Here is a 23,792-nt window from a genome sequence, read left to right on the forward strand (position 1 = left end):
GTTCCGGTGGAGAACGGAAAGGCGAAGGTGACCGGCGACTTCGCGCTCCCGGGAGTTCCGGGAACCGGCGCCGAGATCGTCATGGACTGGTCGGGCACCGTCGGCGCGACAACCGGACGCCTGCTGCCCACCGGCAACGCCACCGACACGATCGCGCTCGAAGACGGCCGCGACATCGAACTGACCTTGTCCGACGCCGGAAATCCAGTGGTATGGGTGCCCGCCCGGGCGGTTGGCCTCGCCGGTGACGAAAGTCCGAACGAGATCGACGAGGATGCCGCCCTCCTCGCGGTCCTCACCGAGATCCGCGGCAAAGCGTCCGTCCTCTGTGGATTCTGCGACGACTGGCGCCGCGCCGAGGAGCGCTCGCCGGGGTTTCCGCTCATCGGGCTGATCGCCCCGCCGGCGGACACCACGACGCTCAACGGGACGCCCATCGCGGGCCGGGACATGGACCTGCGGGTACGGCTGATGTTCATGAACCGCCTGCACGAAAGCATCGCCGGCACGGCGTCCATCAGCCTCGCCGCCGCCTCGCGGACGACGGGTTCGGTCGTCGCCGCCGTCAGCGAACAGCGCCGGGCCGGCACGCTGCTGATCGGGCATCCCTCCGGGATCACCCCGGTCAAGGTCACCACGACCGGCAACGGCGCACCCCCGGAAAGCGGCTTCACCCTGCTCGGTTTCAGCCGTACCGCCCGCCGTCTCATGGACGGGAACGTCTACTACCCCCGTTCGATCCTGGACGCGGCGTCCTGATCCGACGACGAAACCTATTCACTGCGGCGTATGTCATGGCTTCCGGGCTGAGCGTATTTGGTCGGACGGCATCGGCCGACACGGTGGACGCCGCGAGCATGACCATGCAAATCGAACCCGCAGTGGCCATGGCAGTGGCAGTAGAGCGCTTCCCGGGACACGTTCTCTTTTGGGTTGGCTCCTCCGAAGAATGTGCCGCCCTGGTAGGCGTGGCGGGAGCTGATGCCCGAGCCGGCGCGGGATTTCACGATCGTCCCCCGGCCCTCGGGGCGTGGGCCTGTCCGGAAACCGGACGACGGACGTCGGCGAGCTGGTCGGCAATACCCTGATACCGGCCGCCGAAGACGTCACCAGCATCGTCCTTCCCGGATCGCCGGTCACCGGCGGCGGTTCAAGCCCCGGCGACACTACGAACGTTCTTCAATCTGTGTCATGTAGTCCTGAATGATGGAGACGTATTCGCGGCGAAGCGGCTCCTTTTCGAGATATCCCATGTGGGCGGCGCCGGACTGCGTGACGTGCTCGGAGTCCGGGATTCGGCTGGCGATGTCCGCGAGGTGCGAGGGAACGCATTCGTCGAACTCTCCGCCGAGCACAAGGGTGGGGACTCGGATACGGTCGAGTTCGCCGAAGATGTCCCAATCCTTGAGGGTTCCCGTAACGTGGTAATCGGCCTGGCCGATCATCGTCCTGAACGTCAGCATGCTCATGCGATCCGGGTCGAGGCTTACCGAGGAGGTGCGCACAACCATTGCTCGTATGTACTCGCCCTGGGCGACCAGGTAATCGGGATCGTCCGTCTCTCCCCTGAGTTCACGACCATAGGTGCGGTCGAGAACCTCACCCGGTAGCTGTGCCAGCAATTCTCGTACCTCTTCGGTGAACCGGGGTACGCTGGCCAACCCGTTGGCACAGATCAAACTCGTCCAGTCGGGTGCCCGCTGCGCGGCATACTGCAGGCCGAGCATGGCACCCCAGGAGTGGCCATAGACGTGCGGGCGTCGCAGGCCCAGACCTTCGATGACCACGCCGAGTTCGTCGAGGAAGCGATCCACCGTGAGCAACGACGTATCGTCGATCGGGTCCGAACGCCCCACCCCGAGCTGGTCGTACCAGACGACTTCACGCTCCTGGGCAAGCGGCTCGAACGCCTCGAACAACAGATCGCTCGGATAGCCCGGCCCGCCGTGCACGAGGAGAAGCGGCACGCCACCGCTGCCCGACCTGCGGTACCAGACCTTGCCTCCTGGCACGGCGATCTCGCCCTCGACCATGTCCACCCGGGAACCGGTCATCCGCCGACCGCCCGTCCCACGGCTTTGCCGGAACCATTCTTCGAGAGCAAATGCGGAATCATGCCGTCTCGCCCACCGGCATGGGGTAGGCGTATTCTTCGACCCGGTCGATGAGGCCGTCCTCGAAGCGGAAGTACATCGCGGCGTGGATCTCGCTGCGGGACCCGTCGGACATGGCCAGGTGAAGTACCTGCTGGTGGAGCACCTCGTTCGCATTCCGGAACTGGCGGATGACGTCGTACCGTAACGAATCGACGGTGGCGACAAGCGGGCTGAACTGGTCCAGTTTCTCGTCGATCGTCTGCTGCGGCGCGCCGTCGTTGTGCCACACGGTGGCTTTGTCGGTACACATCGCTCGCATACCGGCGAAGTCATAGGACTCCAGGTGCCGCAGCCACTGAAGCGCTTTCTCGGCAATGTTCTGCCCCATACCTCGTTCTCGTTTCATCGTTGTTGGCACGCTGGGTGAAGGTAAGGCCGGATCGGCGATCCCAGCATAACGACAAAACCCCGGAACGTAAGGCTTGACTTACCCTTTCACATCAGGCAGCGAGATTCGGCCAAGAAACCGCCCTTCGCTCGTTTCTCGGGAAATCAACCCTTTCCGCCTGTCTTTCTCCGAGCGATGCCCATGCGCGCACCACCGGGACAAGGACGCCGCCTCGGTCATACCGGGGGCAGGCGAGTGTCGATCGTCGCCACGCGCCGGCCGATCGCCAGGACGTCCGGTGGCGTGCGCGGAGCCTTCAGCTCGAAGTGCACACCGGCGGGGCCGAATACCGTCGTCCAGTACTCGGTGCCTGTCGGAGCTCCGTCGAGCTGGTAGGTCATGGCGTAGGTCCCGCCCAGGGCGGCGGCCGCGTCGCGCACTTCGACCGACTCCGCGAGAAGGCGGTTCATCTGGTCGACGTGGGCCGGGGACATGAAACCCGAGGTGTTCAGGGGAATTCCTCCTCGTCGTTCGATGTCGCGATGCGCGGCCCGCGCAGGCCTGCCGCCGATGTCGAGTATCGAGCGGCCGGACACCCTCACGCCTCACACAGAAGTCAAGCAGTTCGCGGAAGGACTTGCGACGGACGTCGCCCTGGCAGGACCTCGACTCTGCGACATCTGTCGTACGGGTCGGGTATCTCTGGCGTCATGTGTCGCTCGCCTTCCGGACGTCGCCGAGGCAGAGTCGGGGGACGCCCGAACGACGGGGAAGGTGAGCGCCATGGCCGACGACCTGCAGGAGATCGTCGACGACCTGGCCGAGCGGCTGCGGCGGTCGGTGGCGATCGACGATCCGTCGATCCGGCTGCTCGCGGCGAGCCGCCACTTCGGTGACGAGGACAGCGTCCGGGTGTCGTCGGTACTCAACCGCTCGATCGACACGGACCTCCAGGAGGAGGTCCTCGCCCACGGCATCGCGCAGTGGACGAGCCCCGGCCAGGTGCGGGTGGCCGGGGCGCAGCCGCGGCTGTGCGTGCCGGTGCGCTGCGCGGGGCTGCTGCTGGGTTACCTGTGGCTCATCGACTCCGGCTCGACCTCGGGTGAGCGGCACCGGGAACTGGCCAGGGAGGCCGCCGAGCGCGCCGGGGTGGTCCTCTACCGGCGGCTCGTCGTGCACGAGCGCACTAAGGCCCGGCACGAGGCGATCCTGTGGGAACTCGTCTTTCTTCGAGCGCACGGATCCGGTCGTGGGCGTCCGCGAGTTGTTGTTGCAGGGCTTGGATGTTCGGTGTGAGCGGGCCGCCGTCTGCGGCGGTCTCGAACTCGGAGACGAGGTCGGTGTGGTGTTCGTAGAGCCGGTGGCGCGGCAGCCCGGCTTCGGCGGCGAGCCCGGAGACGGTGAGGGCGCCGTTGCTGCGGGCCGGGATACCGGCGAGAAGCCGCAGGCTGGCTTCGCGTAGCTGGGTGCGTTCGGTGTCGAGACGGAGCCGCTGCTCGGTGTGCGAAGCCCTCTGCGGCGGTCGGCGATCAGACTCCTAACGGGGTTCGGTTCTGGGCTTCCAGGTCGAACCTGCGTCGGTCTTGGAAGCGCAGGTTCGACCGCGCGGCCTTCAGCCGCTCGTCGAGAGTGCGGTTGTCCGTGGTTACCTGGCGAACGCGTTGCTTGAGTGTGGTGTTCTCGGTGGTGATCCTCTGGGCGGCTGCCTCGGCCCGCTCGGCTTGCAGGTCGCGGATATGGCCGAGGAGTTCGCCGATACGGTCGCGGTGGGCGAGTATCTCAGCATTGGCGGCCGTGAGGGCCGCTCACGCCAGGCCGCCTCGTGTTCGTCGTCCTGCTCGGTGAGAGCTTGTTTTCGGAACCCCGACTGAGCTGAGTCCTGAGTGGACGATGGGGGCGCTGATGGTGCTGGCTGGGTAGCACCGGATCGGGTGATCCTGCTCCGGGCTGGAAGTGTCGGTCCCGGGTGGCAGGGTGTCTGCCGATATGAGCAGCACGAATGTGGATCTCAGCGGCGTGGACGGGATCGTTGACCACCTGCGCTAAGTGGTGGTGGCGCATCCCGAGCCAAGTAGCGGCGGCAGGACCCGCCGAGGGGGAAGAGGGGCTGATGGTGACCGATTCTGATCAAGTCGTCGAGGACGAGTCGGACCTGGTCGACGCGTGGCACCACGCTGACCTGGTCGACCGGCTCCAGCAGAGTATTCCGGCCAGTGACGCGCTGGTGCTGCGGGTGCTCGCCGCGCGGATCGCCGCCCGCCCGGCGGAGTGCGACGACCCGCTGATGACCACGCACGATCTGAGCTCAGTACACGAATGAACGGTTCGACATCACCGTGCGCACAACCGGTGCAATGCCGACTGGCTCTCATCGTCCGCGGCGCGGTAGATCACCAACAGCTGGTCCGGATCTTGAAGTGGCGTAAGCGTTTCGAAATGCACTGCGATCACACCGACGTCAGGATGCCGTATCACCTTGCGCCCGCGGCCGTTGACCTTGACGTCGCGCTCGGCCCACAATCGCGCGAATTCCTCGTCGCCTGCGGTGAATTCGGCGATGAGGTCGGTCAACGCCTGATCCTCCGGGTGCGCGGCCCACGCAGCGCGCAGGTGGGCGATCCCCTCCCGCACGACGCGTTCGCGGTCGACGTAGAACTCACGCGTCTCCGGATGCATCAGGCACAGCCACATCGCATTGCGCTGCGACGGCGGCAGGGTGTCGAAATCCAGGAGCAGTCTCGCCATTTCGCCATTCCAGGCCAGGATGTCGTAGCGGTGGTTCATCAGCATGGCCGGCAGCGGTGACAGGTCGGCGACCAGCCGAGCCAGCGACGGCGCCGCAGTGGTGGCGAGCTTTTCGGTGCCGCGGGGGCGCTGCTGGGCCAGGTCGAAGAGGTAGGCGCGTTCGTCGGGGGCCAGGCGCAGCGCCCGGGCCAGCGCCTCCACCACCTCCGCCGAGGGCCGCAGCCCGCGAGCCTGTTCCAGCCGCACGATGTAGTCGGTGCTGACACCGGCCAGTTCGGCGACCTCTTCGCGACGCAATCCCGGGGTCCGCCGGGATTGCCGACGCGACGGCAGACCGAAATCGTGCGGGTCCAGGCGCTCGCGCCGGGTCCGCAGGAACGCGGCCAGCTCCTGGGTCACGTCCACGGTGCTGGTGATCATGGCTGGTCCAACAGCCAGGGTAGGACTGGTGTTCCCAGGAACTTCCTTCCCTTACCCCCAGCTCGCGGCGGTCACAGACTTGTTTTCGACAACGGACCACAAGTACTGGAGGACATGATGTCGCTCACCCTCGACACCTACCGGCTGCTGGGCCGCTCCGGGCTGCGGGTCTCACCGCTGGCCCTGGGCACGGCGACCTTCGGCACCGAGTGGGGCTGGGGCGCCGAGCAGGACGAGGCGCGCAAGCTGTTCGAACTCTACGTCGAGCGCGGCGGCAACTTCATCGACACCGCCAGCACCTACACCAACGGCAGCTCCGAGCGCATGCTGGGCGAATTCACCCGCGACCACCGCGAGAACCTGGTGCTGGCGACGAAGTACACGACGCTGCGACGGCCCGGCGACCCGAACTCCGGGGGCGCTCACCGCAAGAGCCTGTTCGCGTCGGTGGAGACCAGCCTGCGGCAGCTGAACACGGACTACCTCGATCTGCTCTTCCTGCACGTCTGGGATTTCACGACACCGGTCGAGGAGATCCTGCGCGGCCTGGACGATCTGGTCCGCCATGGCAAGGTCCTGTACGTGGCGATGTCCAACGCCCCGGCCTGGGAGATCTCGCGCATGCAGGCGATCGCCGACCTGCGCGGCTGGTCGCCGCTGGTTGCGCTGCAGATCGAATACAGCCTCATCAACCGGGGCGGGGAACGTGATCTGATCCCGATGGCACGGGCGATGGGGCTGGGTGTGACCCCGTACTCACCGCTCGGGGGTGGCGTGCTTTCCGGCAAGTACAGCCGCGCCGACCTGACCGCGCCAAGCACCGACTCTGGTGAAAGCAACCGCAAGAGCTTCAACGCCAATCTGGGCATGGTCACCGAACACACCCTCGCCATCGCCGACACCGTCCGGGAGGTCGCCGCGGAGGTGGAACACACACCCGCCCAGGTCGCCCTGGCCTGGACCCTGCAGAACCCGGGCGTGACGGCACCCGTCATCGGCGCTCGCACCCCCGAGCAGCTGGAGGGCAATCTGGGTGCCCTGGAGGTCGACCTCACCGCCGATCAGCTGGCCCGCCTCGACAAGGTCAGTGCGATCGACCTCGGCTACCCGCACGACCTGCTCGCCAGTGACCACATCCGCACGGTGACCACAGGCGAGTTGAAGATCGAAACCCGCCGCTGATACCCGACCGAGCGCCGAGGCAGCACCACCGCCGCCCCCGGGGTGATCATCGGCACAGCTGGCTGCGCCGTTGGCGACGAGTGTCGGCAGACGGTCAGGTCGGGCCCGGTCGGCTGGTGTTGCTGCCGCAGGCGGGTGGCGACGTAGCTGGCGTCGCAGCCGTTTTCCTTGTGCCAAGTGCTGGCGGTGCCGTCGGCAACGCCGAGCAGATCGGCAAGCATCTTCCAGTGCACGGAGCCGACCAACGCCAGCCACGCGCCGTTGCGGGCGGTGCGGGTGCTGGGGATGCCCAGCTTGCGCAGTCGCCCTTGCAGCGCAGCCGAGGTCAGCGGTCGGCCGGCCCGCATCCACGGAAACAGGAAGGGCGTGCTCCGGTGTCGCAAGGCTGCGTCCAGCTGCTGGCGCTGGTCGACCAGGCTGCGCAGCAACACGGACAGGCGGGGCCGCAGCCACAGCGGGTCGCAGCCCGAGCACGTCGGGTTCGTCGGGGTACACAAGCACGTGCTCGGTGGTCAGGTTCACGAGCCGCCAGCACGGTTGTCCGCATTGCAGGACCAGGCACCCGGGTCGGTCATGCCACGCCAGCACAGGATCCGCTGGAAGATCGGGCAGGAGTGTCCGGCCACGCCGAACGGCGAACCGCACTGCGAATCCTCTCCGCCCGACGAGCAGGGCAGCCTTCGCCGTCTGCGGCCCGGCCGGGGTCTGGTAACTGACGGTCACCCACGGTAGGACTGGTCGACGCCGGTCACCTGGGCGGCGGTACGTAGCACGTCGGCCAACTCTCGATGCCGGGACTGTAAACAACAACGGTGCAGATCCGAGGTCAGCTGGGCCTTGACCCAATTTATGGGCAGTAGTGTGTCCGTCGTGGATGCGAAGCCTGTGCCAGAGTCGTCACTGTCATGACGTCCACCTCCCGCCCGTCACGCGGCCCGCGCCAACGCCTCAGTGAAGATCAACGACGGAAGCAGATCATGGCGGCGGCGATCCGGGAGGTCGCCGACCGCGGCTACGAGGGCGCGTCGTTGACCCGGATCGCCGCACGCGCCGATGTCGCCAAGGGACTGGTCTGGCGCTACTTCACCGGCAAGGACGACCTGATGGAGTCCACAGCGAAGGTGACGATGGAGACCATGCGGCGGCAGATCGTCGACGCGCTCGACCTGGACCAGTCGGTGCCGGACATCATCCGCGCCGCCCTGCCCCTGGCCGCCTCGCAGATCCTGACCCATCGGGACGAACTGATCGCGCTGAACCGCATCATGCACAACCTTCGCCGGCCCGACGGCGCCGAACGGGTGGTCACCGACTTCTACGAGGAGACCTACCTCGGGCAGGAGGAGCTGTTCCGCCGCGGCCAGGCCGAGGGCAGCCTGCGTGACTTCGACACCAGGGTCATGGCGGTCACCTACCAGGGCTCGATCGACATCATGCTCGCCTACCTCGAAGACCATCCCGAGGTCGATCCCCGCGACTACGCCTCGCAGCTCGCGGAGATCCTGCTCAGCGGCATGCGAGCCGGGAGCTGACGCCGCGCCGGACCCTGCCACTGGACTAATGACCATGCGGTCATTACTATTGACCGCATGGTCATTAGTGCACATTCCCGGCAGTTCGGCGGGCGACGGTGAACCCAGCGGCCGGCGGCGAGGCCAGCCCGCAACGCGAGCTGGTCATGAGCATGCTGATCAACGCGGTGGCGCCGATCGCGGTGTTCTACGGCTTGCGCGCGGCTGGGGTCGACCAGTGGACGGCCCTGATGCTGGGCCTGGTCGCACCGGCGGTCAAAGCTGTTCACTCGGTGATCACGAAACGGCGGATCGACATGCTCGCCGGCCTCATCGTGACCGTCCTGCTCCTCAGCGTCGCGTTGTCGTTCCTGACCGGCAGTCCGAGAACCCTGCTGGCGCGCGACGGCTGGATCACCGCCGTGGCGGGCATCTGGATCCTGCTGACGCTCCCACGGACCCCGTACTACCTGTACGCCTTGCGAACCTTCACCGGTGGCACCTTGCGCGAACAGATCAACGCCGCGTGGCGTGACACGCCGGCCTTCCGGCGGGTGGTGCACGCGGGCACGATGATCTGGGGTTCCGCATTGCTGCTCGACGCCGCGAGCACGGTGGTACTGGCCTACACGATGCCGGTCGACAGCGTCCCGCTGATCGGTGCGCTCAAGCTCGTGGCGCTGATCATCCTCGCCGAGGTGATCGGTCAGGTGACCTTCAGGCGCAAGGGCATACCGCTCCTACCAGCCGAACCTGCCGACGACAACCCCGACCAGGACGGCCGATGAGCGGGCGCAGGTACGTCGTCACCGGCTCGGCTTCCGGAATCGGCGCTGCCACCGCGTCGATCCTTCGTGCCCAAGGTGCCAGGGTCATCGGCTGCGACCTGAGCGACGCCGACGTCATCGCCGATCTGTCGACGCCTGCCGGCCGCCAGTCGCTGGTCAATCAGGTGGCGAGGTGGGGGTACATCGATGCGGTACTGGCGGTCGCTGGCGGCGGCCGGACCGGGCTCCTCGAGACGAACTACTTCGGCACGGTCGCAACGCTCGAAGGGCTGCGCCCCCTGCTAGCCCGCAGCGAAGCCCCACGGGCCGTCGCCGTGTCCTCGACCTCATCGCTGGCACCTGCGGACGAACGGGTCCTACAGGCCTGCGCGGACGGTGACGAAGCCACCGCGATCGCCTTGGCGGACGCCGAACCCTCGCTGCGCGATTCCGCCTACGGCATGGCGAAACGCGCGCTGAATGGGTGGGTACGAAGGACCGCCCCAACGCCCGAATGGGCCGGCGTCGGCATCCCGCTCAACGCGGTCGCCCCCGGCGTCGTGGATACCCCAGCCGCCGCCTGGATCCTCACCGACGACGAGGTGCGGACCGCCGTCGAGGCAGCCGCACCGCAACCTCTCGGCGGCTTCCCGGGCCGACCGGAGTGGGTCGGCCACCTCATCAGTTGGCTGGCGAGCCCGGAGAACCGCTTCGTCACTGGTCAGGTGATCTTCGCCGACGGCGGCGCCGAAGTGGCATTGGTCGGTGACCGTCAGTGGCGAGCGTGACACCCAACGGGTGATTGCCGATCATGGACACGCCGCTGCCCTCGTACCTGCCCTGGCGTCGGAGGCATGCCAGCATTCCGGACCGTGAACTGCTCATCGACCCCAGGAACAACGATTCGGCTGAAGGCGAACGGCTCGCCACCTACCTGGCTACCCTGTCCGCCGAGCGACTCACCACCATCAGCGCATCCGGCGGCGATGCGTCGGTCGGCGCCGTCGCGGCCCGATCCTTCACACCGAGCACGACCGGGCCAACATGATCACCGAACGTCAACGACCGTTGCTCGGAAAGGCTCCATGACATTGCGTGATCGCCTGGCGGCACCGACACGCCGCGATGTGTGACATCGAGACGCCCGGCACCTGAGCATCTGAACCGATTAACCCGGCGTGTCCTCTCGCTCGGTGCAGAGAAGTTCGAGGCCACCAGCGGAAGCTACTCGGGCACCGCCAGCGACACGTCCCGCTGGTATGCCGAATCGCAGGCACAGGCCAACGCCTTCCGCGCCGCCGAAAGCGTCGGATTCAGCAGGTCGGATTGCCACGTGACCTCCACCTCCGGCACGCAGGGTCCGAACTAATACCACGCCACGGCCTGGGTGAGCTGCTACCGACCCTAATTCGGCATCAGATCCCGGGAATCCGGCACCAGCAACCGCGCAGATGCTCAAGTGCTACGTCCGCCTCCGCCGTGCCCTGTCGATCCGCCGCACCGTCGAGTACGACCTCAACCAGACAGTGTGACCGAGGACCACACGCCGAACCACTGCTGGGCGCCGTACTCCGCGAACCGCTCCACCTCGGCGAACCCCAGCTTCGCCGCGAGACGCATCGCACGGTTATTGGCGGTCTGCGTGCAGAGCACCACCGGCTCGCCAGGACGCATGCCGGCGAACCAGTCGAGTGCCGCCGCGCACGCCTCGACGGCGTACCCGCACCCCCACACCTCCGGCAAGAACAGGTAGCCCAGTTCCCTCTCCCCGGCACCCGGCCGGACGTGACCCGGACGCTCAGCGTCGCGCCGATCGAGCGTGATCATGCCAATCATCGCCCCGTCGAGATCGACCACGAAAAGGCCGAAGCGCCGCCCAGGCACCTCAGGCACTGCGCGCTCAAGCTCATCACGCGGTCGAGGACCACCGATGTAGGTGCCCACCTCAGGTGAGGCGAACAACTCGATGAACGCCGCACGGTCCCGGGCCACCGGCGCACGGAGCACGAGCCGCTCGGTCCTGATCGGGACAGGTGGCCAGGCGACGGAGCTGAGCTCAGTCATGGCGCGCAACCTATCCCACGCCCACCGAGCACCGCGCAGAAGCCCCGCACGACCGACAGCGACCAGATCGACAGCATCGTGGCGGTGACCACAAGCTTGGACCACGCGATCCAACCCCACCCGCCGTTCGGCCTACGACAGAGACCTCCAGAGCGTTTAGCTGTCAATCACCCCCCATTGGGGGTTTTTCATCTTGGTTTTGGCTGGTGGGGTGGGGTTGACGGGGTGTGGTAGTGGTCAGGCGGGGGTTGTGCTGGCGGTGTCGCGGGTGGCTTGTTCGTGTTGGACAAGTACGAGCAGGGCGCGGACGAGGGTGGTGGCATGCCGGGGGTGGAGGCGGAGTTTGTCGAGGATGCGCCAGGTTTTCAGGGCGGCGAAGCCGCCCTCGACCGCGCAGCGCATCGCGTTGAACACCCCGTTCGCGGTCTTCTGCGCTTCGGTGCGTGGGTGGTTCACCTCGGCTTTGTCGGGGGTGAGCACCACCTGGGCGCACCGCCCGTGGCAGTGGTCGCAGTCCCGTGTTTCGCGCACGTCCTTGTGCCAGCCCTGAAACCCCTTGTCTCCGGCCGGGTCCAGCCCGGCCCGGTGCAGCCGTTCGCGCACCCGGTGGTGGCGGGCAGCGGTGATATCGGCGATCCTGCCCGCGAGTGCGGGTGAGAGCCATTCCAAACGGCCCTGTTCGTCGGTCAGCGCCAGCACGTTCAGGCCGTGGTGTTTGTGCTTGCCGCTGTAGTTGGCCCGGTTATGCCGCCCGGTGCGGCGGCGGGTGCGGATCAGGGTGCCGTCCACCAGCACCACCGTCACACCCCGGGCGGCCAGCCGCCGCACGACACGGTCCAGGCGCGGGGCGCGGGCGGCGAGCAGTCCGATGACCTCCAGCAGCCAGCGCCGCAGCGTGGAGGCCGAGACCGCGTTAGGCCTGGCCAGATCCCACAGCCGCTCGTCCTTGCGCAGCATCGCCAGCACCAGCACCGCCTGCCGCCCCGGCGAGACCTTGCGCCAGCGCGACCCGATCCGCGCCCGATACGCCCTGATCAGGCCCGCCAGCCACGTGATCGTGGCCCTCGACACGGGTAACGCACTGCGATAGGAGCCGTCGATGGGGTCGTGTGGGACAGTGGGCGCGGAGCCCCCGGACGTTGTTTCTTGAGTCACGACTTGATCAACTTCCGGGGGCTCCACCCCGTTCCCGGCCCCGGCCTGGCAACCCACCAATCCCGTTACCAGGCAACCAAAGCCCCCACCGTCAACCCGGCTGACCAGCACCAACAAGATGAAAAATCCCCATTGCTGCCGGTCATGAGGGGATGTCATCGACGAGTTGCGACAGCGGCGCCGCGCCTTCCGTGCCCAACGCCGAGTTCTCCGCGCAGGCCTGCTGTTTTTTCTGCGACACGATGGGAACATCCACCAATCCAATGTTGCTGAGGGCGATGGCGTTCTGAACCTCCGTGTCCTCCAGGAGATCCCTGCAATTCTTGCCTATGTTCCCCATGAGCATGGCACTGTCGGCATCGTCGACGCGCCCGCTGCCGGCGGCGCTGCCGGGAATGGCCGGTGGATTCGGGGGCAGCGCTGACAGTTTGTCCCAAAGCATCTTGACGGGGTTTTGTGGATTTTCGACCGCTTTCTTGAAGCAGCGGATGCTTCCCTCTTCGCGGAGGCGCGGCCACCCTGACCGCAATCCGATCGTCGTCAGTCCAGACAGCCCTGGGCCGAGGTCCTTGACCGGTAGACCAAGGCATTGTGCCGTGCTCTTGGCTACGAGCGCCGCTGGCGGGTCACCTGCCGGATCGGCAGTAGCCGCTGGGACATTGAGCCCGATGGTGGTAGCACCAGCCAGGCCGAGCGCAGCCAAGGCAGTGCGAGCACGCATGTTCCTCCTTTACCAACACGGTCACGTATTCTCAGATTCGCCATGCGGGCTCAACTGACACGTGCACCCAACGCTTTACCCCGCATGCAGCCTGCAGCGCCGAGCGCTGTCAGCGCCCGCCGGTATGGTCGCCCACGCCCCGGCGCTCGAGCAGCTCCACACCGCACCGGCGCCGGGGCACTCCTCGTCTCCGGGAAATGGAGCCCCGCGCTCGACCGTTGGGGGCACGTGGGAGCGCGGGGCTCGTGCGGGCGGCCACCCCTCTGCGGTGCCCGCCCGGACCTCTGATCATCGGCACGAAGCCGATCGCGGCGCAGTGCGTTCACCCGGGTGCGAGTAGGCCCCTGCGCTCAACCGGTCTGCCTCCGGGAGCGCAGGGGCCAAGGGCCGCCCCGAACGAAGGAGGGGCCAGGGCGACCCGGTGCGTACCGCACAGATCACGGCGGCGTCCCATCCCGCCCGTTCCCCGCGGTGCGCGCCGCCCTTGGCGGCTCGTCGCGCCGGGTCGGAGAGAACTCCTGGGCAAGCTCGCTCCGGCCCCGGCAAGGCTTATGGTCCAATCCGCCACGCCCGCACACCACGGAATCCATCCGGACGAGCAACGCCTCCGCACCCTGACCACGAAACCCATCGCACTCCCGGGTCGCCGGTTGAACCCCGGCGTTGGTCGGAACACCCAGATCACGAATCCCCGCGCTTGACCGCTGGGGCACGTCCTCCGATGTCGGTGCTGCCCGCGAGCAGGTAGTGCCCGAGGGGCGCGAGTTCTTCCGCGCCAGCGGCGGTGACGACCACCGGATCGTGGGGACTCGGCTGCGGCAACGACAGGTCTGCCCTCCTTTGCATGTACTACTAAACTAGTCGATTAGCTTACTAATATGCTAGCATCCTGTCATGGGTGACGGGGAGGCCAAGCAGTTCAACGTGCATCTGCCGGTGAGGCTGATCAAGCAGGTCAAGCATCGCGCCATCGAGACGGGTCTGTCTGCCGACGCGCTGCGCGCCTACCTCGACGACGCCCACGGGCAGCGACAGCACTCTTCCAAAGAGGAGGCATTACATGGCGACTGAGGGGATCGAGGCGGTGTTCTTGTAGACCCGCAACTGGGGAAGGCCGTGAAGTTGTTCCAGACACTGGGTTTCGACCTGGAGGTATCCACCGGCGATGGTTGCGGCGTCTTCCGCTAGAGCGAGGGGGCCTTCTCTTGTCGTCTCTGAGATCCCTGAGGATCGAGAGCCCAAGGTGCAGGTCGCGCTGACGGTGTCCGTTGTGGACGTGTTTCGTCCCGATCCTGTTGTCGAGGTTGTCACCCCGTTCGAGGACACCCGTTACGGGACCAGGCCAACCGCGTTTGGGTCTCGCCGGTGACTGCTGTGGCTATACCGGCTGAGGGTTTCTACCTGTTCAGCAATGGATCGCTGAACCTGCACGTGACCCAGTAGCGCGTCCGGCGCCCGGAATGCACCGCCTACGCCATGACGGAGACCGCGCGAGCCCGGACCGGCAAGGCCGACGAGCAGCTTCGTGGTTTCCGATGGCGGCTCGCGCGAGCCTGTGATTCGCCACCGCGCTCACCTTCCTCATCAAGCGCGGTCCAGTCCGCGCACGGGTGAGGTCAAACGCCTGCAGGCCGCGGAGTTGGACTGCTGGCGGGCGCGGTCGAGGGCATCACGAGCAGGAGGAAGTGTTGGTTCCCACCTCATGGCGAAGTTTCCGCCGCCGGCTTTGGGGATGCGAAAAGCAAACGAAGGGATGCGAATGAGCAAATGGCGCGGCAACCCCTGGGTGGTGCTGTTGACGCTCAGCCTGGGATTCTTCATGACACTGTTGGACCTCACGGCCGTCAACGTCGCCATCCCCAACATGATCGACGCTCTGCACGCGTCGCTGGACGAGATGTTGTGGGTGATCAATATCTACATCCTCGTCCTCGCCGCATTGCTGATCACCTCCGGTCGAATGGGCGATCTGCGCGGGCCGCGCACCATGTTCATCTGGGGCGTTGCGCTGTTCACGGTGGCGTCCGCGCTGTGCGGTCTGGCGCAGGATCCGGCCCAACTCATCGCCGCCCGGTTTGTGCAGGGCCTGGGCGCGGTGGCGCTGATGCCGCAGACGATGACGATCATCATCGGCACGTTCCCGGCCGAACGACGGGGCACGGCGCTCGGCGTCTGGGGAGCGGTCGCGGGTGTGGCCACGATCGCCGGGCCCACGCTCGGCGGGTTGCTCGTCAGCACGACCGGCTGGCGCTGGATCTTCTTCGTGAACATTCCGATCGGCGTGGTCGTGCTCACGATGGCCGTCACGCTCGTGCCGGACGTCCGGCACGGCGTCCGCCACAAGCTGGACCTGTTAGGCGTCGTGCTCGCCACGGCGACGCTGTTCTGTTTGACCTTCGGGCTCACCGAGGGCCAGCGGTACGAGTGGAACGCCGGGATCTGGGCACTGCTGGGCGGGGGCGCGCTGCTGCTGGTGGTGTTCCTGATCTACCAGGGCACCCGTCAGCGCGGCGAACCGCTGCTGCCCTTCGTGCTCTTCCGCGACCGCAACTACGCGGTCATGAGTTTCGCGTCCGCGACCGTCCAGGTCGGCATGATCGGCCTGTTCCTGCCGGTGATGATCTACCTGCAGTCGGTGCTCAATTTCAGCGCGATCAAGGCTGGCCTGGTGATGGCGCCGGCGATGGTGGTGTCGGCGTTCCTGTCGCCGGTCGCGGGCCGGATTTCGGACCGGATCGGCGGCAAGTACATCCTGATGACTGGCCTGACCCTGTTCGCGGCCGGCCTGGCCTGGCTCACCTGGGTCGCCGATGTCGGCCGCGCGTGGTGGGAGTTCCAGCCCGCCCTGATCGTGGCCGGATTCGGCATCGGCTGCGTGTTCGGCCCAATGGTCACGGTCGCGATGTACAACGTCGAGCCCAAGATGGCCGGGGCCGCCTCCGGCGTGCTGAACACGATCCGGCAGATCGGCACGATCATCGGCAGCGCCGCGGTCGGCGCGCTGCTGCAGAACCGCCTCGCCAACTCACTTCAAGACGAGGCGGCTAAACGGGCCGCCGACCTTCCGGCGAACGTCCGCGATCAGTTCGTGGCCAGCTTCAACAACACCGCCAAAGGCGGCCTGGAGGTCGGCGCCGGGCAGACCGGCGCGGGACCGAAGCCGCCACCGGGAACGCCGACAGACCTCGCCCACCACATTCAGCAGACGGCAGCATCGGTGTTCGAGCACGGGTTCGTCTCCGCTATGCGGCCGACACTGGCACTGCCCATCGCCGTGATCGCGGTCGGCGCCGTCTCGTGCTTCCTGGTGCGACGCAGACCGGCCGACAACCCGCGCAACGCTGCAAACACGGTGGATGTCGACACCTCCGCCTAGCAACCGCGACGGCCCCGTGCGCGACGCCGGGGCCGTCGTCATGCCCCCTGCTTTAACGTGCCTGTCCGGTGAGGTTGCAACTCGATCAGGCTCAGCATACGGCTGCCGCAGCGGGTCGGTAGCCGGCCAGGCGCGCCGCCCACTGGCTCTCCAACGCCGACATCGGCGGGCTGTTGTTTCTCAGCCCCGGCGACGGTGAAGGCCCGCGTGAACTGATCCATGACGAAACTGGGCGCACGTGATCGCGCCCAGTTCGTCGTGCTCGCCCGGAACTGGCCTCGGACGGGCAGGTGATCCCGGCCCACCGCAAGCCTAGACCGGTTCTACCGTGCACGAGCCGCACTGGACATCGACAGCGCACGCAGCACGCATAGCCATCCTGCCCCGCCGATCACCATCCGCAGATAGTTCAGCCCTGTCCACCAGTCGACCACGGTTTCGATCCGGTCCGCCGGCCAGGTACCGCCGTCGGCCTGCAGCATGAGCATCTGCGGGACGAAGAAGCCGTAGCTGAAAATCGCGTATCCGGCCATGAGTGCGGCTCCTGCCAGCCACCATGACCGGTTCGCGTTCGTCGACCGCCATGCGAGGACGAGGTTGAGGATCGCGAGCACTCCGACGGCGGGTGAGACAAACGGCCAGAACTCCCGGCCGGCCGCCTTCATCCCCACGTCCTCGATCGCGGCGACAACCCGGTCACCGGGCAGCGACGACCACCGCGGGACCAAGATGATCTTCTCGTACAGTCCGGCTCCAAACTGGACACCGACAAGAAGAGCCAACGGAAAAAGCCACAGGACGGAATTCCGCCAAGGCCGTGCCCGATGCACGGCACTGTCCACCGGACGGTCGACCGCCGACAGTCCGGTGGCCTTTTCGTGATCCACCGATCCACTCCTGCCACGTTGATTCGTGTTCCCGCAACCCGCGGTCAGAACTTTGGCCGCAACGTTAGGAAATCCTGTGCCGGCTGCCACCGCCTACACGGAGTCCCGGCACTACCGCGCCTGCGGTAGGCAACCCCGGGTCTGGCTCGGGGAACGCCTGGCCCCCGCAGATCTCCTGCTACGTGCGGAGGTATCGACGGGGCGGCAGAACTCGACCACGGCGTCAAACCGGGTGCGCTCTTCGCGTGCGTGCCCGCTCGTCCAGGGTGTCGCGGAGCCGTGTCGCAAAGGCTTCCGGTTCGGTGATGAAGGCTATGTGATTGCCGGGGAACTCGGCGAAGGGGCAACCGGCTCGTTCGGCGATGATCCGTGCGGTGCGGGCGTAGTAAGCGTCAGCGCTGGCGTGTCCGGCGGCGCTGACCATCGGGACGCGGTTTCGCCGGATCCGATCTAGGTCGGGCACGTAGTAGGTGATCGGCAGGAATTCCCGGGTCAGGAAGAATTCGCTGTTGGGCGTGATGTTCTCCGCGGAGATACGTGCGGTAAGGGAGTCGTCGAATCCGGTCAATGTCGAATGGAACGCCTTCATGGCCGCGACGACGTCTCCCTCCTGGCGGTAGGTGCGCTGTACGTTGGTCATGAAGCCTTGCCAGGTTTCGGCGTCAGGCAGGATCGACATGACCGGCGGCTCGTGCACGACCAGCTTCTTGATCACGTCGGAGTGGCGTGCGGCTAGTTCGAGCCCGATGGAAGCGCCCCCGCTGTTACCGAAGATGTAAGCCCGTTCGTGGCCCGTGGCATGGATGACGGCCACGGCGTCGCGGGCCTGCTGGGCCATGTCCAGATCGAGTGTGGCGTCCCCGGTGCTGCGGGAGTTGCATCGCCGGTCGTAACTGACGACCGTGTATTCACCGGCGAGCATGGGCCTGATGGCGTCGTAGCGCCTGCTGTCGCCGCCACCACCGGAGATCATCAGGAGCAGCGGGCCGTCGCCCTGGTGGTCGTAGACGATGTCGGCGCCTTCGGTACGGACGCTCTTCGTGCTGGTCATGAAGGTGGCCTTCATAGCGTGCACCAGCCCTGACCTGCGCAAACATGGGTCAAGCCGTCTCTTCGGTACGCGCAGGGTACACGCGGCCACGGCCCGCGAACGCGCGGTTGACGGCGGCTTCCGCGTGTTCGTGGGCTCGGTCGAACAGGTGGCCGTACACGTCCATGGTCGTGCTCATGTGCTTGTGACCGACGTACTCCTGTACGGCCTTCGGGTTGGTGTTCGCCTCAATGAGCACGGACACGTAGTAGTGCCGCAACATGTGCTGGCCGGTCTCGTCCTCGGTGGCCGGGTCCAGTCCGGCCGCGCGGATGGCCGGGTGCCAGTACTCGCGGTTGAACTCCCGAGCGCTGATCAACTCGCCGTCCTCGGTGACGAACAACAGGTTGTTGGTCCGCTTACAGCACGTGCACGGAGCCGGGGTGGTGCCGTAGCGCTTGATGTGCGCGGCCAGCGCGTCCGCCGTGGTCTGCGGGAGCGGCACGGTCCGGACGGACCCGCGCTTGGGCGGGACGAGCACTAGTTTCCCGTCGATGCGCTGGACCTGGTGGCGGATAGTGATCTTGCGCCGGAGAAAGTCCAGGTCTTCCACCGCCACGGCGAAACTCTCTCCCTGCCGATGGCCGCACGTGGCCGACGCCAGCGGGACCCCGTGGTACCGGTCCGGGAAGGCTTCCACGATCGCATCCACCACGGGGTCTTCCCATGGCCGGACGGGTGGCCGCCGGGGTTCGGCGACGCGTTCCACCCCGTCGAACGGGTGCACCGCGATCACGCCATCGATCTTCGCCGCGCGAAAGATGCCGCCAAGGTGCGTCCAACACGCCAGGACTGTTGCGTCCGAGAGCTTCCCGTCACCGCGCTTGGCCGTCTTGGTGCGCATGGTCGTTTTCCACGCGTTCACCGAGGACTGTCGGCACTCGTTCATGGCTTTGCCGCCGAAGTGCGGGTACAGGTGGTTCTTGAGCCGGGACTTGATCGTCCGGATGGAACCGGGGGTACCGGGGTGGTTCGGCAACCAGTGCTTTTCGACGTAGTCCCGGAAGGTGATCCGTCCCTTGGTCGCGTCGAACGGCATCATTCCCTTGATCAGGTCAGCCTTGACGGACGTGTCGTAGTCCTCCGCGTCCCCTTTCAGCTCGAACGAGCGGACCCGGGTGCCGGGATTCCTTACGCGCCAGCGTTTTCCGCGTCCGTAGTCCTTAGTGCGGTTCTCCGCGTTCTTCGGTTTCCCCTTGAAATACCATCTGTCCTCAACGGCCATCGTCGTCACTTTCCTTTCGTTCCAACTCCTTGATCACCTGCTGTACCGCCCGCTGCAACATGTCGTTAACGGCCGGACTGTGCCGCGACCCCGGCGGCCGATCGGGGTGGTTCTCTTCCGCGAACTGGACGGCGCGCACACTCGGTACGGCCTCTTCGGCCGCCTCGGGCTCGCCGAGCGGTGATTCCGCGCGCATCCATTGCCAGGACGCGGCGAAGCTCCCGGACGTGGTTTCCGTGAGCGGTACGGGTTCGCCGTTGTCGGTGTCCGGGAGCAGGAGCGCGGCCGGGGTGGTGTCGAACGCGACCGCGAGCGCAACCAGGTCGTCCACGGTCAGCCGTCGTTCCTGGCGTTCGAGCCGGGAGATTCCGGGAGGGTCCAGCGGGTGGCCTGCATCCGCTAGTCGGGTGGCCAACTCGTCCAACGTCCATCCGCGCTTTCGTCGAAGGTGGCGGATACCGGCCGCCGCGCGGCTGGCGGTCGGCCCCTGTTCTACCTGGCGTTTTGTCACAATGACAAGTTGTAGCATGGTTTGACAAGTCTTGGAAGGGTGGGTATTAAAGAAGCACGTCACAGCTAGATCAACACCAGGAGGATTGGTTGCCGATGATCAAGTGACGGCCCGAAAGGCCAACAGCACCCCGGCCAGGAACGCGGCGGCAGACCGCCGCCAGCCGGTCCGGCTACTCTCCCCGCGAGAGCTAGCCGACTATCTGGGAATCACCCTCAACACCCTCTACGTGTGGAACACGCGCGGCCAAGGCCCCCGCCGGTACCGCGTCGGCCGCCACGTCCGCTACCGGCTGGCGGACGTGGACGCCTGGCTAGAGAAGCAGGTGGACGGGGGAGGCCATGCGGCGTGATCACAACGCGAAACGGCTCCCCGCCGGATAACGGGGAGCCGTTCCAGGAGAGCAGCCAGCCAAGCGGCACCACTTCGCGTCCACAGTGTACGGCCGAACGGATGGCCGTGTGATGGTCGGCCGGTTCGAGTGGGAGCGCGCGCTCCGCGCCGCCGAAAACGTGCCGTGGCACGTGAAGTCGCTGCTTCTCATGGTCGGTACGTGGATGAGCGCGGACGGGTCGAACGCACGGCCGTCCCTGGCTGCGCTCAGCAGTGCCACCGGGCTATCCCGGTCACGGGTGATCGAACTCCTTGGGATAGCAGAGGAATCCGGCTGGCTGCGGCCGGTCAGGACCCGGGGAAAGGTCACCTTGCGGCACGCTGCAATCCCGGACCCGTCCAACCAGTCGGACCCGTCCAATGAACAGGACCCGTCCGACCCACCGGACAGGTCTACGGGATCAACCCGTCCGACCCACCGGACCAGGGGGTCCGACCCACCGGACGGGACCCGTCCGACCCACCGGACCCAACAATCACAAGACAATCCACTTATCACTCATCCCGACCGGGACGAGGACGACGACCTAGCCACGTTCGCGAAGAAGGTCAACGCCACCCCGGAACAACTCCGACAAGTCGCTAAGCAACACCCCACCCGCGTCGTAGCGCTGGTCCCATGGCTAGAGAAGCTCCATGCCAATGGCGACCTACTGCCCAAAGTGGACGTCGTGAAGGAAGCGGAACACAAGGCGATACGGCGAACGCTCGTTGACGAAGCACCCGACCATCCGGACTGTCGGCACCACATCCCCGGAGGGAACCGCCGAAAACCCGGCTATGACTGGTGTGTCTGTCCCGACTGCCGCCGCGAACTCACCGAGCAATCTGCCGACATGCAACAAGAAGAGGTGACAGCGTGACCAGCAACCCCAACGCGCTCAACAGTTCCGCTCTCGCGGACCAACTCACCGCGCGGCTCAACGTTCGCGATCCACTTCGGACACAACTGCTCGCCGAACTCGGCGACACCCCGGCCGGCCAGCACCCCGCAGAACAAGATCAATCCACAGTGGTCGGCATGCAGCCGGACCCGTCGCAAGGACACTCCGGACTCCCACCGCGCCACGGCCACGGGGACCCGCTGACACGGGACCTCGCCAAAGCCACCCGCTAACGCCAAGCAGCAAAAGGAGAACGAGCCATGAACGATCCCCGAGGAAAGCTCGACGGACTAACGTCCGTTGTGGACGGACTAGCGGCCTACAACTACCGGACTCCCAAGGACGTAGCCGCGTACATCAAGCTCGGCTACGCCGTGCTCAACGCCGAACCCCCCGCCACCGACCCGGCCACCTACGCCGATAACGCCAACCCCGACGACGCGCCACGCGCCATCGTGGACTACGCGACTGCCGTAACAGTCGCAGACCCTCCCCGATGGACCGCGCGGCAACACGAACTCGCCACCGTCCCGGCCGCTCGCGCGCTGGCCGCGTTCCGGCCGCATCTGTGGAAAGCCGTAGCGGCGCTCCGCAAGCCGTACACCGAAGCCATGGCCGTGCTCGCCGAAGCACTCGCCACCATCCCGGCAGGCATCCGGGACAACGCGGAGAAGATGCTCAACGCGGGTTCCGACGTGACGGCCGCCTACCTCCGCGCACGCGATGCCATCGCAGAACTGGACATCATCGGCAACATCCGCACCGGCCTAAGTGGACTCGGCGCTACGGTCGGCGGCGCGGCGGACCTCGTGCAGGCAACCACGTACGCGCGGTTCCGGGACTTCCCCCACGCCGACGCCTACCGCGAGTCCAACAAGACTGCTCCCGCGTGGCTCGGCCAGTGGTCGGCCATTGCGGACAGCGACGCGCAACCATGGATGCCAGACCGCGACGACCACGCCACGCACGTTGCCGAACTCACCGAAGACCGCAACCGATACAAGCGCGACGAACGCGGCCAGCTCGCACGCCGAACCGGCGGCGAAGGCGCCTTCATCGTCGCCGCATGAGACCGCGACCGGCCGCGTCAACCCGCGTGAGGACGGCAAGCGCGAGCACCACAGCGGACACCCTCCCGGCCATCGGGTCCGCCGCTCCGCTGCGCGGCCGGTCGCACCCACCCCGGCAGGGGACCCCTCTCCCCGGCCCCTCGTTATCGGTCCGTCATAGCGGCTCAGATTCCGTGTGGTCCGAAACGAATCGACCTGTAGGGAGGCATCATGCCGAATCGTAAGCCGACTCTGCCGAATGGGACCGGCGGCGCGACCGGTCGCCGCCTGTGGAAGTCCGTTGTGGATGAGTACGAGCTGGACGAGCACGAGCTAGCGCTACTGGTCGAAGCGGTCCGCACGGTGGACGCGCTCTCGGCGCTGGATGCCGACGTGCAGCGAATGGGGGTGCTGGTGGAGTCACCGCAAGGCCGGAAGGCGAACCCGGCTTTGGTGGAGGCGAGGCAACAGCGGATCGCGCTTGCGCGTCTTCTGGCGGCGCTGCGGCTGCCGTCCGGCGACGAGGCCGACGGTCGGCCACAGCGCCGCGTCGGTGTGCGGGGGCCGCACCGACTTGGGAGTGTGTCGTGAGACGGCGCGCACGGTTCGGCAGTCTGCCGGACGGCTTGTCGGTGTTCGTGCCGACACGCTGGCTTGAGCCGGACGAGGACGAGCGTGACCCGATCGCGGTACATGCGCACGCGTACGGCCGCTGGCTGGACGCGTGCTCGGAAGCGCTGAGGGTGCCGCTCTACGACCTGCCGGAGTGCGGCGGGTGGTGGGGTCCGGTTCCCGGCCGCGCGGGGTGTCCGTGCTCGGTGTGCTCCCCCGGACGCGGACGGCCGGGTTCGGCGCTGAGACGGCCGTAGAGCATCCCGGACGAGTCGGCCGCTCCATTTGTCGAGCGGACCGGCGCGCGGCCATCCTGGGAGCTCTCAGCCGCTCGCCGGAGTACGGTGGCTGCGCAGGCCGTGAAGTGGAAGCGAGGGACCCCGCGCAGTCAGTTGGCCGTGCGGGGTCCCTTGTGGTCACTGCTCGTCTATGCGCAGCAGCTCAAACGACGTGTCCGCGCCGTCGAACATCACGAGCACCACCCCCGTGGAGCCGTCCACGAGGGAGTCCCGCGCTCCGGCCGCGTCCCGGTCCCGCGTGGTGCGCGCGGCCACCTGCCAGACCTCGTTACCGCCGTCCAGCTTGAGCCGGTACCGGCGACCCTCGCTCATGATCTCCACGTACCGGCCGGACTCGGCGAAGTGTCGCGCGGCGGCGCACACGCCGACCAGGTGAACCATGTCCGGCGACAAGTCGCGCACGTGCTCGTTCGTCAT

Annotated in this window: 29 protein-coding genes; 15 read left to right on the forward strand and 14 right to left on the reverse strand. The window is 66.8% G+C overall.

Going from position 1 to position 23,792, the window contains the following annotated elements:
* Positions 1-759, forward strand: a 759-nt coding sequence (locus FXO23_RS25105) for a PrpF domain-containing protein (protein WP_158887891.1), incomplete at its 5' end; no start/stop codon positions are given.
* Positions 760-1,166: 407 nt separating this feature from the next.
* Here FXO23_RS25105 and FXO23_RS25110 read toward each other — a convergent pair.
* The 3 genes from FXO23_RS25110 to FXO23_RS25120 all read right to left on the reverse strand — a co-directional run bounded on the left by FXO23_RS25110 (position 1,167) and on the right by FXO23_RS25120 (position 3,080).
* Positions 1,167-2,054 carry a proline iminopeptidase-family hydrolase gene (locus FXO23_RS25110; protein ID WP_158887892.1) on the reverse strand — a complete coding sequence of 296 codons (888 nt, stop codon included), beginning with the start codon at positions 2,052-2,054 and terminating at the stop codon, positions 1,167-1,169.
* A gap of 58 nt (positions 2,055-2,112) precedes the next feature.
* A complete protein-coding gene (locus FXO23_RS25115) occupies positions 2,113-2,484 on the reverse strand; it encodes a nuclear transport factor 2 family protein (RefSeq protein WP_158887893.1) in 372 nt (123 codons plus the stop codon).
* A 236-nt stretch (positions 2,485-2,720) separates the two neighbouring features.
* The gene (locus FXO23_RS25120; RefSeq protein ID WP_158887894.1) at positions 2,721-3,080 is read right to left on the reverse strand and encodes a hypothetical protein; all 360 of its coding nucleotides are present in this window, start codon (positions 3,078-3,080) and stop codon (positions 2,721-2,723) included.
* Between the two features lie 187 nt (positions 3,081-3,267).
* On the opposite strand from FXO23_RS25120, the gene FXO23_RS25125 reads away from it, so the two are divergent.
* Positions 3,268-3,780, forward strand: coding sequence for a hypothetical protein (locus FXO23_RS25125; RefSeq protein WP_179956870.1), 513 nt, complete (start codon positions 3,268-3,270; stop codon positions 3,778-3,780).
* An 814-nt stretch (positions 3,781-4,594) separates the two neighbouring features.
* On the forward strand, positions 4,595-4,804 hold the full coding sequence (locus FXO23_RS25135) for a hypothetical protein (protein ID WP_158887896.1): 210 nt from the start codon (positions 4,595-4,597) through the stop codon (positions 4,802-4,804).
* Between the two features lie 11 nt (positions 4,805-4,815).
* Here the strand turns inward: FXO23_RS25135 and FXO23_RS25140 are convergent, their stop codons facing one another.
* Entirely contained in the window at positions 4,816-5,649 is an 834-nt protein-coding gene (locus tag FXO23_RS25140) for a helix-turn-helix transcriptional regulator (RefSeq protein ID WP_158887897.1), read from the reverse strand.
* Between the two features lie 117 nt (positions 5,650-5,766).
* Here FXO23_RS25140 and FXO23_RS25145 point away from each other — a divergent pair, with 117 nt between their 5' ends.
* Positions 5,767-6,831 (forward strand): aldo/keto reductase, encoded by a 1,065-nt coding sequence (locus FXO23_RS25145; RefSeq protein WP_158888014.1) that lies wholly within the window; start codon positions 5,767-5,769, stop codon positions 6,829-6,831.
* Here FXO23_RS25145 and FXO23_RS25150 read toward each other — a convergent pair.
* Entirely contained in the window at positions 6,753-7,259 is a 507-nt protein-coding gene (locus FXO23_RS25150) for a hypothetical protein (RefSeq protein ID WP_158887898.1), read from the reverse strand. The genes FXO23_RS25145 and FXO23_RS25150 overlap by 79 nt on opposite strands.
* 549 nt (positions 7,260-7,808) lie before the next feature.
* Here FXO23_RS25150 and FXO23_RS25155 point away from each other — a divergent pair.
* The 4 genes from FXO23_RS25155 (at position 7,809) to FXO23_RS25170 (ending at position 10,157) form a co-directional block, all read left to right on the forward strand.
* Entirely contained in the window at positions 7,809-8,363 is a 555-nt protein-coding gene (locus FXO23_RS25155; protein WP_158887899.1) for a TetR/AcrR family transcriptional regulator, read from the forward strand.
* A gap of 152 nt (positions 8,364-8,515) precedes the next feature.
* On the forward strand, positions 8,516-9,130 hold the full coding sequence (locus FXO23_RS25160) for a VC0807 family protein (protein ID WP_158887900.1): 615 nt from the start codon (positions 8,516-8,518) through the stop codon (positions 9,128-9,130).
* Positions 9,127-9,897 carry an SDR family oxidoreductase gene (locus FXO23_RS25165; RefSeq protein WP_158887901.1) on the forward strand — a complete coding sequence of 257 codons (771 nt, stop codon included), beginning with the start codon at positions 9,127-9,129 and terminating at the stop codon, positions 9,895-9,897. The genes FXO23_RS25160 and FXO23_RS25165 overlap by 4 nt, the downstream gene beginning before the upstream one ends.
* Positions 9,898-9,920: 23 nt before the next feature.
* On the forward strand, positions 9,921-10,157 hold the full coding sequence (locus tag FXO23_RS25170; RefSeq protein WP_158887902.1) for a hypothetical protein: 237 nt from the start codon (positions 9,921-9,923) through the stop codon (positions 10,155-10,157).
* 467 nt (positions 10,158-10,624) lie between these two features.
* Here the strand turns inward: FXO23_RS25170 and FXO23_RS25175 are convergent, their stop codons facing one another.
* From FXO23_RS25175 to FXO23_RS25190, 4 genes are all read right to left on the reverse strand, one after another.
* Positions 10,625-11,173 carry a GNAT family N-acetyltransferase gene (locus FXO23_RS25175; protein WP_158887903.1) on the reverse strand — a complete coding sequence of 183 codons (549 nt, stop codon included), beginning with the start codon at positions 11,171-11,173 and terminating at the stop codon, positions 10,625-10,627.
* Between the two features lie 237 nt (positions 11,174-11,410).
* Positions 11,411-12,244: a transposase family protein gene (locus FXO23_RS25180; protein ID WP_218952141.1), complete on the reverse strand. Its 834-nt coding sequence runs from the start codon at positions 12,242-12,244 to the stop codon at positions 11,411-11,413.
* Between the two features lie 226 nt (positions 12,245-12,470).
* On the reverse strand, positions 12,471-13,049 hold the full coding sequence (locus tag FXO23_RS25185) for a hypothetical protein (protein WP_158887904.1): 579 nt from the start codon (positions 13,047-13,049) through the stop codon (positions 12,471-12,473).
* 681 nt (positions 13,050-13,730) lie between these two features.
* On the reverse strand, positions 13,731-13,895 hold the full coding sequence (locus FXO23_RS25190) for a hypothetical protein (protein ID WP_158887905.1): 165 nt from the start codon (positions 13,893-13,895) through the stop codon (positions 13,731-13,733).
* Positions 13,896-13,943: 48 nt separating this feature from the next.
* On the opposite strand from FXO23_RS25190, the gene FXO23_RS25195 reads away from it, so the two are divergent.
* Positions 13,944-14,120 (forward strand): CopG family transcriptional regulator, encoded by a 177-nt coding sequence (locus FXO23_RS25195; protein ID WP_158887906.1) that lies wholly within the window; start codon positions 13,944-13,946, stop codon positions 14,118-14,120.
* 688 nt (positions 14,121-14,808) lie between these two features.
* Positions 14,809-16,425, forward strand: a complete 1,617-nt coding sequence (locus tag FXO23_RS25200) for an MFS transporter (RefSeq protein ID WP_158887907.1) — start codon at positions 14,809-14,811, stop codon at positions 16,423-16,425.
* Between the two features lie 323 nt (positions 16,426-16,748).
* Here FXO23_RS25200 and FXO23_RS25205 read toward each other — a convergent pair whose 3' ends face one another.
* From FXO23_RS25205 to FXO23_RS25220, 4 genes are all read right to left on the reverse strand, one after another.
* A complete protein-coding gene (locus tag FXO23_RS25205; protein ID WP_218952142.1) occupies positions 16,749-17,312 on the reverse strand; it encodes a DUF1772 domain-containing protein in 564 nt (187 codons plus the stop codon).
* Positions 17,313-17,535: 223 nt separating this feature from the next.
* Positions 17,536-18,378 (reverse strand): alpha/beta fold hydrolase, encoded by an 843-nt coding sequence (locus FXO23_RS25210; RefSeq protein ID WP_158887908.1) that lies wholly within the window; start codon positions 18,376-18,378, stop codon positions 17,536-17,538.
* A 34-nt stretch (positions 18,379-18,412) separates the two neighbouring features.
* Positions 18,413-19,627, reverse strand: a complete 1,215-nt coding sequence (locus FXO23_RS25215) for a tyrosine-type recombinase/integrase (protein ID WP_158887909.1) — start codon at positions 19,625-19,627, stop codon at positions 18,413-18,415.
* Positions 19,617-20,156: a helix-turn-helix domain-containing protein gene (locus FXO23_RS25220; protein ID WP_281356593.1), complete on the reverse strand. Its 540-nt coding sequence runs from the start codon at positions 20,154-20,156 to the stop codon at positions 19,617-19,619. Before FXO23_RS25220 ends, FXO23_RS25215 begins: the two co-directional genes overlap by 11 nt.
* Positions 20,157-20,241: 85 nt before the next feature.
* Between FXO23_RS25220 and FXO23_RS51700 the strand changes: the two genes are divergently transcribed.
* The 5 genes from FXO23_RS51700 (at position 20,242) to FXO23_RS25245 (ending at position 23,055) form a co-directional block, all read left to right on the forward strand.
* Positions 20,242-20,490 (forward strand): helix-turn-helix domain-containing protein, encoded by a 249-nt coding sequence (locus FXO23_RS51700; RefSeq protein ID WP_158887911.1) that lies wholly within the window; start codon positions 20,242-20,244, stop codon positions 20,488-20,490.
* A gap of 112 nt (positions 20,491-20,602) precedes the next feature.
* A complete protein-coding gene (locus FXO23_RS25230) occupies positions 20,603-21,394 on the forward strand; it encodes a hypothetical protein (RefSeq protein WP_158887912.1) in 792 nt (263 codons plus the stop codon).
* A complete protein-coding gene (locus FXO23_RS25235) occupies positions 21,391-21,648 on the forward strand; it encodes a hypothetical protein (protein ID WP_158887913.1) in 258 nt (85 codons plus the stop codon). The genes FXO23_RS25230 and FXO23_RS25235 overlap by 4 nt, the downstream gene beginning before the upstream one ends.
* A gap of 27 nt (positions 21,649-21,675) precedes the next feature.
* A complete protein-coding gene (locus FXO23_RS25240; RefSeq protein ID WP_158887914.1) occupies positions 21,676-22,485 on the forward strand; it encodes a hypothetical protein in 810 nt (269 codons plus the stop codon).
* A gap of 210 nt (positions 22,486-22,695) precedes the next feature.
* Positions 22,696-23,055 (forward strand): terminase, encoded by a 360-nt coding sequence (locus FXO23_RS25245; RefSeq protein ID WP_158887915.1) that lies wholly within the window; start codon positions 22,696-22,698, stop codon positions 23,053-23,055.
* Positions 23,056-23,492: 437 nt separating this feature from the next.
* Here FXO23_RS25245 and FXO23_RS25255 read toward each other — a convergent pair whose 3' ends face one another.
* Entirely contained in the window at positions 23,493-23,792 is a 300-nt protein-coding gene (locus FXO23_RS25255) for a hypothetical protein (RefSeq protein WP_158887917.1), read from the reverse strand.

Origin of the sequence: Amycolatopsis anabasis, from assembly GCF_009765355.1 — a bacterium.
Classification (GTDB): domain Bacteria; phylum Actinomycetota; class Actinomycetes; order Mycobacteriales; family Pseudonocardiaceae; genus Amycolatopsis; species Amycolatopsis anabasis.

Coding starts and splice junctions, on each gene's coding strand:
- FXO23_RS25200 (WP_158887907.1), top strand. CDS start 14,809: ATGAGCAAATGGCGCGGCAACCCCTGGGTGGTGCTGTTGACGCTCAGC.
- FXO23_RS25135 (WP_158887896.1), top strand. CDS start 4,595: ATGGTGACCGATTCTGATCAAGTCGTCGAGGACGAGTCGGACCTGGTC.
- FXO23_RS25195 (WP_158887906.1), top strand. CDS start 13,944: ATGGGTGACGGGGAGGCCAAGCAGTTCAACGTGCATCTGCCGGTGAGG.
- FXO23_RS25255 (WP_158887917.1), bottom strand. CDS start 23,792: ATGACGAACGAGCACGTGCGCGACTTGTCGCCGGACATGGTTCACCTG.
- FXO23_RS25230 (WP_158887912.1), top strand. CDS start 20,603: ATGGTCGGCCGGTTCGAGTGGGAGCGCGCGCTCCGCGCCGCCGAAAAC.
- FXO23_RS25240 (WP_158887914.1), top strand. CDS start 21,676: ATGAACGATCCCCGAGGAAAGCTCGACGGACTAACGTCCGTTGTGGAC.
- FXO23_RS25115 (WP_158887893.1), bottom strand. CDS start 2,484: ATGGGGCAGAACATTGCCGAGAAAGCGCTTCAGTGGCTGCGGCACCTG.
- FXO23_RS25190 (WP_158887905.1), bottom strand. CDS start 13,895: ATGCAAAGGAGGGCAGACCTGTCGTTGCCGCAGCCGAGTCCCCACGAT.
- FXO23_RS25210 (WP_158887908.1), bottom strand. CDS start 18,378: ATGAAGGCCACCTTCATGACCAGCACGAAGAGCGTCCGTACCGAAGGC.
- FXO23_RS25160 (WP_158887900.1), top strand. CDS start 8,516: ATGCTGATCAACGCGGTGGCGCCGATCGCGGTGTTCTACGGCTTGCGC.
- FXO23_RS25145 (WP_158888014.1), top strand. CDS start 5,767: ATGTCGCTCACCCTCGACACCTACCGGCTGCTGGGCCGCTCCGGGCTG.
- FXO23_RS25175 (WP_158887903.1), bottom strand. CDS start 11,173: ATGACTGAGCTCAGCTCCGTCGCCTGGCCACCTGTCCCGATCAGGACC.
- FXO23_RS25110 (WP_158887892.1), bottom strand. CDS start 2,054: ATGACCGGTTCCCGGGTGGACATGGTCGAGGGCGAGATCGCCGTGCCA.
- FXO23_RS25170 (WP_158887902.1), top strand. CDS start 9,921: ATGGACACGCCGCTGCCCTCGTACCTGCCCTGGCGTCGGAGGCATGCC.
- FXO23_RS25245 (WP_158887915.1), top strand. CDS start 22,696: ATGCCGAATCGTAAGCCGACTCTGCCGAATGGGACCGGCGGCGCGACC.
- FXO23_RS25215 (WP_158887909.1), bottom strand. CDS start 19,627: ATGGCCGTTGAGGACAGATGGTATTTCAAGGGGAAACCGAAGAACGCG.
- FXO23_RS25140 (WP_158887897.1), bottom strand. CDS start 5,649: ATGATCACCAGCACCGTGGACGTGACCCAGGAGCTGGCCGCGTTCCTG.
- FXO23_RS25155 (WP_158887899.1), top strand. CDS start 7,809: ATGGCGGCGGCGATCCGGGAGGTCGCCGACCGCGGCTACGAGGGCGCG.
- FXO23_RS25185 (WP_158887904.1), bottom strand. CDS start 13,049: ATGCGTGCTCGCACTGCCTTGGCTGCGCTCGGCCTGGCTGGTGCTACC.
- FXO23_RS25220 (WP_281356593.1), bottom strand. CDS start 20,156: ATGCTACAACTTGTCATTGTGACAAAACGCCAGGTAGAACAGGGGCCG.
- FXO23_RS25165 (WP_158887901.1), top strand. CDS start 9,127: ATGAGCGGGCGCAGGTACGTCGTCACCGGCTCGGCTTCCGGAATCGGC.
- FXO23_RS25125 (WP_179956870.1), top strand. CDS start 3,268: ATGGCCGACGACCTGCAGGAGATCGTCGACGACCTGGCCGAGCGGCTG.